General features: G+C 75.3%; 12 protein-coding genes and 1 pseudogene. 7 read left to right on the top strand and 6 right to left on the bottom strand.

What is annotated here, in order from left to right:
* Positions 1-3: 3 nt before the first annotated feature.
* Positions 4-678 carry a phosphoribosyltransferase gene (locus AC067U_RS17075; RefSeq protein WP_478830484.1) on the bottom strand — a complete coding sequence of 225 codons (675 nt, stop codon included), beginning with the start codon at positions 676-678 and terminating at the stop codon, positions 4-6.
* Positions 679-951: 273 nt separating this feature from the next.
* Here AC067U_RS17075 and AC067U_RS17070 point away from each other — a divergent pair, with 273 nt between their 5' ends.
* Positions 952-1815 carry an isocitrate lyase/PEP mutase family protein gene (locus AC067U_RS17070; protein ID WP_478830483.1) on the top strand — a complete coding sequence of 288 codons (864 nt, stop codon included), beginning with the start codon at positions 952-954 and terminating at the stop codon, positions 1813-1815.
* On the top strand, positions 1812-2078 hold the full coding sequence (locus tag AC067U_RS17065) for a hypothetical protein (protein ID WP_478830482.1): 267 nt from the start codon (positions 1812-1814) through the stop codon (positions 2076-2078). The genes AC067U_RS17070 and AC067U_RS17065 overlap by 4 nt, the downstream gene beginning before the upstream one ends.
* Before the next feature lie 56 nt (positions 2079-2134).
* Here the strand turns inward: AC067U_RS17065 and AC067U_RS17060 are convergent, their stop codons facing one another.
* The gene (locus AC067U_RS17060) at positions 2135-3022 is read right to left on the bottom strand and encodes an aminoglycoside phosphotransferase family protein (RefSeq protein WP_478830608.1); all 888 of its coding nucleotides are present in this window, start codon (positions 3020-3022) and stop codon (positions 2135-2137) included.
* A gap of 183 nt (positions 3023-3205) precedes the next feature.
* Between AC067U_RS17060 and AC067U_RS17055 the strand changes: the two genes are divergently transcribed.
* Entirely contained in the window at positions 3206-4354 is a 1149-nt protein-coding gene (locus AC067U_RS17055) for a serine hydrolase domain-containing protein (RefSeq protein WP_478830481.1), read from the top strand.
* Between the two features lie 66 nt (positions 4355-4420).
* Complete coding sequence (locus tag AC067U_RS17050) at positions 4421-4645, top strand: hypothetical protein (protein WP_478830480.1); 225 nt, start codon at positions 4421-4423, stop codon at positions 4643-4645.
* Between the two features lie 28 nt (positions 4646-4673).
* On the opposite strand, the pseudogene AC067U_RS17045 reads toward AC067U_RS17050, so the two are convergent.
* Positions 4674-5304 (bottom strand): annotated as a pseudogene (locus tag AC067U_RS17045) (alpha-ketoglutarate-dependent dioxygenase AlkB).
* A gap of 262 nt (positions 5305-5566) precedes the next feature.
* Here AC067U_RS17045 and AC067U_RS17040 point away from each other — a divergent pair.
* Positions 5567-5866 carry a cupin domain-containing protein gene (locus AC067U_RS17040; protein WP_478830607.1) on the top strand — a complete coding sequence of 100 codons (300 nt, stop codon included), beginning with the start codon at positions 5567-5569 and terminating at the stop codon, positions 5864-5866.
* A 42-nt stretch (positions 5867-5908) separates the two neighbouring features.
* Here the strand turns inward: AC067U_RS17040 and AC067U_RS17035 are convergent, their stop codons facing one another.
* Positions 5909-6607: an HAD family acid phosphatase gene (locus AC067U_RS17035; RefSeq protein ID WP_478830479.1), complete on the bottom strand. Its 699-nt coding sequence runs from the start codon at positions 6605-6607 to the stop codon at positions 5909-5911.
* A gap of 296 nt (positions 6608-6903) precedes the next feature.
* Positions 6904-8427 (bottom strand): Ig-like domain-containing protein, encoded by a 1524-nt coding sequence (locus AC067U_RS17030; protein WP_478830478.1) that lies wholly within the window; start codon positions 8425-8427, stop codon positions 6904-6906.
* 164 nt (positions 8428-8591) lie between these two features.
* On the opposite strand from AC067U_RS17030, the gene AC067U_RS17025 reads away from it, so the two are divergent.
* Positions 8592-9992: an NADP-dependent succinic semialdehyde dehydrogenase gene (locus AC067U_RS17025; RefSeq protein ID WP_478830477.1), complete on the top strand. Its 1401-nt coding sequence runs from the start codon at positions 8592-8594 to the stop codon at positions 9990-9992.
* 46 nt (positions 9993-10038) lie between these two features.
* On the opposite strand, the gene AC067U_RS17020 is transcribed toward AC067U_RS17025, so the two are convergent.
* Positions 10039-10275 (bottom strand): DUF6213 family protein, encoded by a 237-nt coding sequence (locus AC067U_RS17020; RefSeq protein WP_478830476.1) that lies wholly within the window; start codon positions 10273-10275, stop codon positions 10039-10041.
* Between the two features lie 177 nt (positions 10276-10452).
* Between AC067U_RS17020 and AC067U_RS17015 the strand changes: the two genes are divergently transcribed.
* Positions 10453-12579 (top strand): prolyl oligopeptidase family serine peptidase, encoded by a 2127-nt coding sequence (locus AC067U_RS17015; protein WP_478830475.1) that lies wholly within the window; start codon positions 10453-10455, stop codon positions 12577-12579.
* Positions 12580-12654: the final 75 nt, after the last annotated feature.

Raw genomic sequence — 12654 nt, 5'->3', positions numbered from 1 at the left:
GGGTCAGAGGCCCGCGCCCGCCGCCGTCTCGTGGACGGCCCACTGGTGGTCCAAGACGTCGATCACTTCCTCGTCCGGGACCTGGTCGAAGTGGTCGTACCACTGGCCCACCGCCCGGAAGGGGTAGGGCCGGTACGGACAGACCACCAGGTCGGCCTCGCGCTCGAGGTCGGCCACGGCCTGCCGGGCCCCCACCGGGACGGCCAGCACCACCCGGGCCGGCCCGCGGGCACGGACCGCACGGACGGCGGCCCGGGCGGTGACGCCGGTGGCCAGGCCGTCGTCGACGATGATCACCGTCCTGCCCGCCAGTCGTGGCTCCGGCCGGTGGCGCCGGTAGATCACCTCGCGGCGGTGCGCCTCGGCACGCTCCCGGGCGACGTCGGCGGCGAGTTCGTCCTCGGTCAGGCCGAGCATCTCCATGACTCCGTCGTCGAAGAGCGGCGGGGCGTCCCCGACGAGCGCCCCGATGCCGACCTCGGGGTTGCCGGGCATGCCGATCTTCCGTACGACGAGCACGTCGAGCGGCGCCCCGGTCTCCCGGGCCACCTCGTGTCCCACCGGCACTCCGCCGCGGGGCAGGGCGAGCACGATGGGGTTCACCATCGGGCCGCCGGTCTTCCTGATCTCCTCGGCCAGCCGCCTTCCGGCCGCCCGCCTGTTGAGCAGCGTGCGCATGGTGTCACCTCCGGCTGCCCGGCACCTGTCCCGGCCCGCCCCGGCTAAACCCCCGCACGCGGTGCGGCAGCTCGACCCGTCCGGGGGTTCAGTGACGTTTCTGTGGTGAACGCGATACGCCGTCCGGGTGAGTAAAGGGCGCGTATGCAGAAGTTCTGTCCAGGGTCAGGAAAGCATCTGTTTTCGGTAAAGGAATGCTGTGTCGGAACAGCCGTCCTCTGCCCGTGTGCATGCGGAACCGACCTCCGGACCGACCATTCGAGGAGTCAGGCTTTGACGTACGGGAACAAACTGCGGGCGCAGATCGCCGGACCGGGCACCACCCCCCTGATCGGGGTGTACGACATGTACTCGGCGTCCATCGCCGCCGAGCACTACGACGGGATGTTCGTCTCCGGCTTCGGCTTCGCCGCGTCCTACTACGGGCTGCCGGACATCGGCTTCATCGCCTGGCCCGACATGGTGGCCTTCGTGCAGCGGCTGCGCGGCGCGTTCCCCGGGCACCACCTGCTCGTGGACATCGACGACGGGTACGTCGACCCGGAGGTGGCCTGCCACGTGGTCGAGGGCCTGGAGCGGATCGGCGCGTCCGGGGTCATCCTCGAGGACCAGAAGCGGCCGCGCCGCTGCGGGCACGCCGACGGCAAGCAGGTCCTGCCGCTCACCGAGTACCTGGAGAAGCTGGAGATGGTGCTCGCCACCCGACGGGACCTGGTGGTGGTGGCCCGGACCGACGCCACCGACGAGGCGGACATCCTGCACCGGGCGGAGCGGCTGGCGGCCACCGACGCGGACGTGGTGCTGGTGGACGGGGTGCGGAGCGTGGAGTGGATCCGCCGGATCAAGGAGGTCGTCGGCCCCAAGCCGCTGCTCTTCAACCAGATCGCGGGCGGAAAGTCGCCGCGCCTGTCCCTCGGCGAGCTGGCCGGGCTCGGTGTGGACGTCGCCATCTACAGCACGCCCTGCCTGTTCGCGGCGCACCACGCGATGGACGCGGCCCTCAGCGAGCTGAAGGGCTCGGACGGGCGGCTGCCGGCCCCCGGTGCCGGGGGCGACGTCGGGGTGGGCGAGTCCACCCGGCTGCTGGCGCGGAACATCGCGCGGCACCGCCCGGTGCGGGAGAGGGTGCGCGCGTGAGGGCTGCCGGGGCGGCCGCGGGGGTACTCGCGGCCGTGCTGGCCGGGGGCGCGGCCGCACCTCCGGCGGCCGCCGCCGCGGACAGCCTGATCACGGTGATCGACAACTCGCACGCGGACTCGGTGGTGGAGATCGACCGGTCAGCCAACCTGCAGAGCGGCAGCGGCACGGCGGGCAGTGACCACGACGGCAGCGCCGTGGCCGTGCTGGCCACCCTGGTCGACGGCGTACGGGACCGGCCGGAGGCGCCGGACGTGCGCTGACCGGCCTTCACGGGAGCGGGAGCGGGGCCGGGGTCGGGGTCGGGCCGGACCCCGGTTCATGCCGGTGCCGGGCCCAGCACCTCGGCCAGTGTGCGCCGGGCGACCTCGGCAAGCACCGGGTTCCTGCCGCCCCGGTAGTAGTGGACGGCGGTCAGGCCGAAGCACAGGGCCCAGCCCCGCCCGCGCAGCCAGGTCTCCCCGTCCGCGCCGGCGGCCTCCCGGAACGCCTGCCGGGTACCGGCGGACAGCAGGGTCCAGGCCGGCATCAGATCGCAGGCGGGGTCACCGGAACCGGCCCCGCCGAAGTCGATGACGGCGCTGAGCCGGCCGCGGCGGGCGAGCAGGTTGCCCGGCAGGAGGTCGGCGTGCACCCACACCGGATCGCCCGCCCACTGGGGCCGGGCCAGGGTTTCCTCCCACACGGCGGTCGCGGCGGCCCCGTCCACGGTGCCGTCGGCGCCCAGGTCGGCGATGGCCTCCCGGACCTGCCCGTCCCGGTCGGCCACCGGCCCGCCGCGGAAGGAGCGGGGGACGCCGGAGGCGTCGGCCTGCCGGAGCGCCGCCACGAAACCGCCGAGCGCGACCGCGGTCCCGTACGTGTCCCCGACCGGCGCGTCGAAGAGGTTCTCGCCCTCCAGCCAGCGGTAGACCGACCACGGGAAGGGGTAGCCCTCGCCGGGGGCTCCCCGTTCCACGGGGACCGGCACGGCCAGCGGCAGCCGTCCGGCCAGCCGCGGCAGCAGCCGGTGCTCCTTCTCGACCTGTCCGACGGCCCCGGGGACGCGCGGGAGGCGCACGACCAGTTCCCCGCCCAGCCGGTACATGGCGTTGTCGGTGCCGGCGGACCGGACGCCGGTGACGGGCAGGTGCGCCCAGCGCGGGAACTGCCGGGCGATGAGCCCGCGGACGAGGGCGGCGTCGATGTCGACCTCGTCGGCGTGCATCCTCGTCCCGTGCGGCTGCGGGGTCGTCTGTGCGGTGCTCACGGTCCTCCCGGGTGTCGTGGCGCCGCGTGCGCGGCCCGCAGGACCCTATGCGGGCGCCGCCGCACCGGGCCAACGGATTTCCGGCCCGGCCCCGGGCCCGGCGTCGGACCGCCGCGGATGACGGACTGTCATGATGCGGGCATGGCACGACGGTGGGACGGGCGGGTGCAGGACCGGGTCGAGGGCATCGTCCGGCGGCTCGTGGAATCGGGTGCGGAGACCGGACTCCAGGTGGCCGTGTACGTGGACGGCGAGCCCGCCGCGGCCGTGCACGCGGGCACCGGCGGCCGGGTGGACGGGGTTCCGCCGCACCCCGTCGGGCCGGACACGCCGATCCACAGCTTCTCCACCGGGAAGGGGTTCACCGCGACGCTGGTCCACGTACTCGCCGAGCGCGGGCTGATCGAGTACGACGCCCCGGTCGCCCGGTACTGGCCGGAGTTCGCGGCCCGCGGCAAGGAGCGGGCCACCGTGCGGCACGCGCTGACGCACACCCTCGGCGTACCGCAGCTGCCGGCCGGGCTGACCCCGGCCGAGCTGTGCGACTGGGACACCATGTGCGGGGTGGTGGCGGACCTGGAGCCGCTGTGGGAGCCGGGCACGGCCGGCGGTTACCACGGATGGACGTTCGGCTGGATCCTGGGCGAGACCGTGCGCAGGGCCACCGGCCTCACCCCGGGCGCGGCGCTGCGGGAGTACGTGTCCGGGCCGATCGGGGTGGCCGACGAGCTGTTCTTCGGGCTGCCCGAGGAGGCGGTGGGGCGCGCCGCGCCCCTGGTGGAGGGGAACTGGGCGGCCTGGCTGGCGGACCTGCCGGAGTCGGCGCCGTTCCGCCGGTACGTGGTGCCGAACCGCGGGCTGTGGACCACGGCCGAGCTCGCCAACCGCCCGGACTACCTGCGCGCCGACCTCCCCGCCTGCGGTACGACGACGGCCCGCGCGGCCGCCCGGCTGTACGCGGCGCTGCTGGGCGAGGTGGACGGCGTACGGCTGCTGCCCGCGGAGCGGGTGGCGCGGGCGTCGGCGGTGGCGGTGGCGGTCGAGGGGAAGGACCGGATGCTGCTGGGGCGGTACGCCAAGGGGCTGGGCTGGTTCCTGGGACTGCCGGTGATGGGCGGCGACCGGTCCTGCTTCGGGCACCACGGCAGCGGCGGCAGCATCGCCTTCGCCGACCGGGCCCGCGGGATGTCCTTCGCGCTGACCAGGACCCGTCTGGTGGGTGGTGCGGCGGACACGACGGCCCGTCTGCTGGCCGGGGAGGTCCGGTCGCTGGTGCCCCCGGTGCGTTGACCGGGCCGGGGAGGGGCAGACGCGGGACGACGGGAAGCCCCGAGGACGAGAGGAGACGCGTGCGTGATGACCAGTGAGTCGGAGTTCGAGAACCCGCCGCCCGTGCCGGAGGATCCGGACGCGGCGACCCCCGACCTGCCCTCGACCGGTCCGGTGGTCCCGGACCCGGCGCCTCCCGGGCCGGACGAGGAAGCGGACGACCGGGAGGGCGGCAGCAAGAAGGACGCCGGCGGGGCCCACGGTGAACCGGCCGGCCCGGGCAACGCCCCGGCCCAGGAGCCGCCCGACTGAGTCGGGTGTGCGGCGGGGGCCGCTGCCGTCAGCGGACGCCACGGGGGCGGAACTGGACGCTGATGCGGGGGCCGACGGCGCGGGCGGACTTGAGGACGGCGTGTTCCCAGGTGCGCTGGCAGGAGCCGCCCATCACCGCGAGGTCGCCGTGGCCGAGCGGGAGCCGCAGGGCGGCCGCGCCGCCGCCGCGGGGGCGCAGGGCCAGATCGCGAGGGTCGCCCACGGAGAGGATCGCCACCATGGTGTCCTCGCGGGAGGAGCGTCCGGTGCGGTCGCCGTGCCAGGCCACGCTGTCGCGCCCGTCGCGGTAGAAGCACAGTCCCGCGGTGGTGAAGGGCTCCCCCAGCTCGGCGGCGTAGTGGCGGGACAGGGCCTCGCGGGCCTCCGCCAGGGCGGGGTGGGGCAGCGGGTCCCCCGTCGCCGTAGAAGGAGAGCAGCCGGGGCACGTCGACGTCCTGCTCGTACATCCGGCGGCGCTCGGCGTGCCAGGGCACGGTGGCGGCCAGCTCCTCGAACAGGGCGTCGGAGCCGGTCAGCCAGCCCGGAAGGACGTCCACCCAGGCACCGCTGCCGAGTTCACGCCGGCGCAGCCCGTCCAGCGGGGCGAGCCCGATCTCGTCGGTCTGGTCGAAGAGCGATCCCTGGAGCGGCGCGTGCATGCGTCCACGCTACCCCCCCTGCCCGAACATGTGCACGAATTCGGGCGGACGCTGCGACCGGCCCGGTCCGGACCCACCGGCCTTGGAAAGGTTTGGAGCGGGAGATCACGGGCACCCGCGCGACATGAACGACTTCCCCCAGGGCGGTGCCCTGAGCGCGCCCGCGGACGACCGGTCCGACCACCGGCGGCCGCCCGTCGGGGCGCCCGCCGAGGCCGCCGCCGAGACTCCGCTCACCGAGCGGAAGGTCGATCTCGACCGGCTGGCCGAGGAGCACCTCGCTTCGGCCCGGGCCGACGAGCACGGCCGCAGCGCCCTGCTGGTGCTGCGGGACGCCCCGCTGCGGCAGGCGGTCATCGCACTGACCGCCGGCACCCGGCTGGGGGAGCACAGCGGCCCGCCGGCGGCATCGCTGCAGGTGCTGCGGGGCACGGCGCAGGTGACCACCGAGGACGTGGTGGTCGAGCTGCCGGCGGGCGCCCTGTTCCTGCTGCCGGACGGGCGGCACTCGGTGGTCGGGGTCACGGACACGGCGCTGCTGCTCACGGCCGTGAACCTGTGACCCGGCCGGACGCCGGACCTCGCGGCCTCGCCTCCGCTCCGGTTACGAGAGCTTGCCGTCGTAGTCCGGGAGCTTGAAGGTGCGCTCGGCATGCCCGCCGACCAGGTCGCTCTGCTTGTTGCCGATGTTGGCGATGATCGTGTATCCGCGGGCCTCGATCTCGGCGCGCTTGCCCGTCTTGTACGCGCTCACCTCGTCGAACAGGTCGGGCAGGTCACGGACGTAGAGACCGGTGACCGGGTAGCCGACCGCCTTGAGGTTGTACTGGGTGAGCGACTGGATGATGCCGGGGCGGGCCGTCACGAAGAAGATCGCCGCGCCGTGGGCGTGCGCGTACTGGACCAGGTCGCGGACCTTGGCGATGGCCGGCGTGGGGAAGGTCCAGAAGTAGTGGAAGTCCGTCTCCAGCGAGGAGTTGTCGATGTCGAGGACGATCGCGGGCTTCTCCCCGGCCGGCGCTGCGGCCAGGCGCTGCTCGACGTAGGGGCGGGCGCCGTCGATCACGGTGGCGACGTCGCGCTGCCAGGTGCCGTAGTCGATGCCCAGGATGGCGGCGTTGCCGCCGGGGGCCCAGGCCGTGGAGGCGGCGGGTGCGGCGGCGCGCTGCGGGGCGGGGGCGGCCTCGGCCGTGGTCGCCGGGACCAGCGCGAGGACGGCGGCGGCCGCCGTCGCGGCGGCCGTGGTGGCGGCTGCACGCGACGGGCGGGGGGTACGGGGCGTGCGGATGCCGGGGTGGCGCATGGGGGGCTCCTCGATCAGCATGCGAATGGCATGGACACATCCAAGGTTGGGCATGATCCAGCCATGTGTCTACTGGTCGGTAGCAAACTCTTCGTTGCCGCCCGGTGAACCCGTGATCCAAAAGCCCCGAAGGGTCCTGCGCGGGGCAACGGCCCGGCACGGGAGCGGGGTTCGACCTGGGCGGCCGGCCCCAGGGACCGGCTCGGGTCCGGCCTCCGGGGCCGGGTGCCGGGACCGGCCCGGCTGCCCGGTCCGGTCCCGGCACGGTCGCCACCTCGGCCGGAACCCGCCCTGGCTCAGTCCCGGCACTGGCCGGAACGCTGCCCGCTGACCGTGACCCCGTCCAGCCGCGGCGCCGGGTCGTTCCCGGCGCAGCGCAGCGGGCCGGTCACGTCCAGCCCGGACAACTCCACACCGCCGGTGTTGCGCTCCACGGCCACCGGGCCCGCGACGGTGTTCCGGGCGCAGGGCGCGCCTCCGTCGGCGCCGGCTCCGGCGAACACCGCTCCGGTCGTGCCCCTGACGGTCACCGGGCCGGTGACCGAGGTCCCGCACACCGTCAGGGCGAGGGCGCCGTCGGCCGTGAAGGGGCCGGTGAGCGTCGCACCGGTGACCGCCAGGGCCCCGCCCGCCCGGACCCGGACCGCTCCGGTCCGGGTGGCGCCGGGACCGATGCACAGCGCCTCCCCCGCGCCCACGGTGAGCGCCCCCTCGTGCCGGCCGGTCAGGCACGGACCGCTGAAGCCGACCGTGACCCCCGCGGGGTCGACGGTGGCGGCGGGCTCGATGGCCGGGCTGCCGGAGAACCGGGCACCGAAGGAGTGCGCACCGGGCTGGAGCGTTCCGGTACGCAACCGGGCCCGGCCGTTCCCCAGCGTCGCGGTGCCGAGCACCCACTCGCCGTCCCGGAACTCAACGGTGCCGGACGGGGTGCCCGCGGCCGGGTTCGCCGGGGCGACGGTGGCCGTGAGGGTGACGGGGCGCCCGAACAGCGGGGCGGTCTCGTCGGCGGCGAGCCGCACGGTGCTGCCGTAGCGGAAGGCGATCACGGCCTTGCCGTCGCCGTGGTGCACGCCCGCGCGCAGGGAGGCCCCGCGAACGGAGGGCTCCGCGTGGCCGCTGCCTCCGCCACCGCCCGCCCCGTACAGGTTGTCGGGGTTGCCGCCGCCGGAACCGCCACCGCCGCCATGCCAGCCGCCCCCGCCTCCGCCGCCGTTGCCGCCGCGCGCGCCGTTGCCGCCCGCGCCCCCGCTGCCGGGGTTGACGGTTCCGTACCAGTTGTCGATGTCGCCGCCGGGGCCTCCGGGGCCGCCGAGGCGGGAGTTGGGGCTGCCGGTGCCGGGCGTGGTCTGGGTACCGCCGCCGCCCGCGACGCCGGAGCCCTCGGCCCCGCCGCCCTGGCCGCCCGGCTCGCCGGCCGGGCCGCCGCCGTCGCCGCCGCGCAGCAGCGGACCACCATTGCCCGCTCCCCCGCCGGCGCCCGCGACCATCACCCGGTCGTACGGGCCGAAGGCGCCGGAACGGAGGTCGGTGGCACCGCCGCCGGAGCCGCCGCCGCCGTGCGCCCCGCCGCCGCCCGAGCCGTGGCCGTAGCCGCCGGGACGCGCGTACTCGCCGCGCCGGGAGGAGCCCGGTATGCCGGCGGCACCCACGGTGAGCTGGAGGGTCTGGCCGGGGGTGACGGTGAGGGTGCCGCGGGTCTCGCCGCCGAGGCCGCCCGGGGCGCCGTCGTTCGGCGGGTTGGGGGTGACGAAACCGGCCGCGCTGCCGCCCTCGGCGCCGTAGAGGGAGACGGTGACGGCGGTGACCCCGTCCGGCACGGTGAACAGATTTCGGTTAAATCCTTGCAGATGCAAGGTTACTGATGGGTCCGCGGCTGTGGGATCGCCGATGGAGCCCCGATGGGCCGTCCGGTCTCCCCGCGTTGCGCCGCGGCAGTCCCCGGGGGAGGGTCGGGAGGGCCCCGCCCGGAGGAGGACCCGCCATGCCCATCGCCACCGTGAACCCCGCGACCGGCCAGACGCTGCGCACCTTCGAGCCCTTCGCCCCGGAGGTGGTCGAGCGCTGCCTCGGCGACGCCGCGACCGCCTTCACCTCGTGGCGCACCACCTCCTTCGCGGAGCGCGCCGAGCTGCTCGACCGCGCCGCCGCCCTGCTGGAGGAGGACAACGAGGACATCGCCCGGACGATGACCCTGGAGATGGGCAAGCCGATCGGGGCCGCCCGCGCCGAAGCGGCCAAGTGCGTCAAGGCGATGCGCTGGTACGCCGCCCACGCCGAGGAGCTGCTGCGCGACGAGCTGCCCGCCGAATCCGACGTACGCGACTCGGGGGCGTCGGCGGTCCGCGCCCACTACCGGCCGCTGGGGCCGGTGCTCGCCGTCATGCCGTGGAACTTCCCGCTCTGGCAGGTCGTGCGGTTCGCCGCGCCCGCGTTGATGGCCGGGAACGTGGGGCTGCTCAAGCACGCCTCCAACGTCCCGCAGACGGCCCTGTACCTGGGCGAGCTCTTCCACCGGGCCGGCTATCCGCGCGGCTGCTTCCAGACCCTGCTGATCGGGTCCGGAGCCGTGGAGGCGGTGCTCCGGGACCCCCGGGTGGCCGCGGCGACCCTCACCGGCAGTGAGCCGGCCGGGCGGGCGGTGGCCTCCGTCGCGGGCGACGAGGTCAAGAAGACGGTGCTGGAGCTGGGCGGCAGCGATCCGTACGTCGTGATGCCCTCGGCGGACGTGGCCGCCGCGGCCCGGACGGCGGTCACGGCCCGGGTGCAGAACAACGGCCAGTCCTGCATCGCGGCGAAGCGGTTCATCGTGCACGAGGACGTGTACGACGAGTTCGCCGAGCGGTTCACGGCCGGCATGGCGGCGCTCACGGTCGGCGACCCGATGGAGGAGTCCACCCAGGTCGGCCCGCTGTCCACCGAGAAGGGCCGTTCCGACCTGGAGGAGCTGGTCGACGACGCGGTGGAGCACGGCGCCACCGTGCTGTGCGGGGGCCGACGGCCGGAGCGGCCGGAACACGGCTGGTTCTACGAGCCCACGGTGCTCGCCGACATCACCGAAGCGATGCGGGTGGACCAGGAGGAGACCTTCGGGCCGGTGGCCACCCTGTACCGGGTGGCCGGTCTGGACGAGGCGGTGGAACGCGCCAACCACACGCCGTTCGGCCTGAGTTCGAACGTGTGGACGCGGCGTGAGGAGGACGTGGCCCGGTTCGTCCGGGACCTGCAGGCGGGCGGCATCTTCGTCAACGGGATGACGGCCTCGCACCCGGCGCTGCCCTTCGGCGGGGTCAAGCGCTCCGGGTACGGGCGGGAACTGTCCGGACACGGCATCCGCGAGTTCTGCAACATCACCACGGTGTGGCAGGCGGCCGACAAGACCTGAGGCGGGACCGGGACCCGCCCCCGGGGCAGACCCCGGGGCCGCGCCGTCACTCCCCGGCGGCACGGACCGGCAGCCAGCCGATGCACTCCGTGTCGATCTGGTCCGCGACCTGGTAGAGCGCGCCGGCCAGGGCGAGGACGGTCTCGGGCTCGAGGTCCCCCTCGCCCTCTTCCGCGGAACTGATCCACGCCGTGCCGAGCCGCCGGAGCAGGCCGGTGACCTCCTCCGCCGGGATCAGGAGCCGGCCGTCCGCGGCGGACAGCGCGGACAGGGACGTGCTCATCGGCGTACCGCCTCCCCTGTGAGCTGCGGTTACTCCTCGTTCGGGGGTACAGCGCGGGTACCCGGACGCATGGGGCCTAACCTCAGGGTACGGAAGCGGGCCCGTGACGGCAGCGCCGCGACCGCGCCGGACCGGCCGGACCGGCCGGGCGGGCGGGCGGGACGGCACAATCGGGGGGTGACCGACACCGATCCCCGCCCGTGGACCGACCCCTACCTCTGGCTCGAGGACGTGACCGGCGAGGCCGCGCTCGCCTGGGTCCGGGAGCGCAACGCCGAGACCTCGGCGGCGTTCACCTCCGGGCCCGCCGGCCCGGGGTTCACCCGCCTGGCCGCCGAGGTGCGGGAGGTGCTGGACGACCCCGGCCGGATCCCGTACGTCCGCCGGCGGGGCGCGCACGTGTACTCGTACTGGCAGGACCGCGCTCACGTGCGGGGCCTGTGGCGCCGTACCTCCCTCGCGCAGTACGACGAGGAGGCCCCGGACTGGGAGGTGCTGCTCGACCTCGACGCGCTGGCCGCCGAGGAGGGCGAGGACTGGGTGTGGGCCGGGGCGGACGTGCTCTTCCCCGGGTACGAGCGCGCACTGGTGAAACTGTCCCGGGGCGGCGCGGACGCGGTCACGGTGCGCGAGTTCGACCTGCCCGGCCGGTGCTTCGTGGCGGACGGCTTCCGGGTGCCGGAGGCCCGCACGAGCATCGGATGGATCGACGCGGACACCGTGTTCGTCGGCACCGACTTCGGCGAGGGCAGCCTCACGGCCTCCGGGTACCCGCGCACCGTACGCCGCTGGCGCCGCGGGACCCCCCTGGAGGAGGCCGTCACGGTGTTCGAGGGCGCGGCCCGGGACGTGTCCACGGCCGGCCGGCACGACCCGACGCCCGGCTTCGAGCGGGACTTCGTGACCCGCCATCTCGACTTCTGGAACAGCGAGTCCTACCTGCTGGGCGCGTCGGGCCCGCCGGTGCGGCTGGCCGTGCCCGGCCACGCCGACACGTACGTGCACCGGGAGTGGCTGCTGGTGACCCCCAGGGAGCCTTGGCTCGGACACCCCGCGGGCACCCTGCTGGCCTTCCGCTTCGAGGAGTTCCTCGCCGGCGGACGCCGGGCCGCGGTGCTGTTCGCCCCGGACGAGCGCACCTTCCTGACCGGCTACGGCGTGACCCGCGGCCACCTGGTGCTGGAGACCCTGGCCGACGTCTCCACACGGCTGGAGGTGCTCACGCCCGGCCCGGACGGCTGGACCCGGCGCCCGCTGGCCGGGGTCCCTCCGCTGTCCACCGCCACCCTCACCGGCACCGACCCGTTCGCCGACGACGCGTACTTCCTGGACGTCACCGGCCCCCTCCAGCCGGCCACCCTCTACGCGGGCGAGATCAACGCCGACGACGGCGACGGCGACGGCGCAGCGGACGACGGCGCAGCGGACGACGGGCCACCGCGGCCGGCAGGGCGCGGCCGCGGGCTGCGGGTGGTCAAGCGGGCCCCCGCCCACTTCGACCCCGCCGGGCTGTCGGTGCGGCAGTACTTCGCCGAGTCCGAGGACGGCACCCGGGTGCCGTACTCCGTGGTCGGCCCGGAGCACCGGGACGGCCCCGGCCCCGCGCTGCTCTACGGGTACGGCGGCTTCGAGTACTCGCTGACCCCCGCCTACCAGCCGGTCACCGGACGGGCCTGGCTCGCCCGGGGCGGCACCCACGTGGTCGCCAACATCCGCGGCGGCGGCGAGTACGGACCCGCCTGGCACCGGGCGGCGCGCGGCGCCGGCCGGGCGCGCTCCTTCCAGGACTTCGCGGCGGTCGCCCGGGACCTGGTGGCGCGCGGCCTCACCACGCCCGGGCTGCTCGGGATCGAGGGCGGCAGCAACGGCGGGCTGCTCGTCGGCGCGATGCTGGTCCGCCACCCGGAGCTGTTCGGCGCGGCCGTGGCGACCGTGCCCGTACTGGACCTGCTGCGCTTCCACACCCTCCTCGCCGGGGCCTCCTGGACGGCCGAGTACGGGGATCCCGACGACCCGGCCGACCGGCCGCACCTGACCGCCCTCTCCCCGTACCACCAGGCGCGGGCGGGCCGGCCCTATCCCCCGCTGCTGCTGCTCACCTCCACCCGGGACGACCGCGTGCACCCCGGGCACGCGCGGAAGATGGCCGCACGGCTGCGGGACCTCGGACACCCGGTCTACTTCCACGAGCACACCGGCGGCGGCCACGCCGCGGCCGGGGACCACGCGCAGGCCGCGTTCAACGAGGCGCTCACCCACACCTTCCTGTGGCGGCACCTCGGCCCGGAGTCCCGAACCGAGTGATTCCGCTCCGCCCGCCCGGCTTTGCTGCCATCGTGTGTATCCGCGTGCCCCGGACGGTTTCCGGCCAGGGCGCGC

This window comes from Streptomyces sp. NPDC043853 (assembly GCF_056436025.1).
The sequence above is the reverse complement of the archived record's forward strand: the minus strand, read 5'-3'. Positions and strand labels throughout refer to the sequence as shown.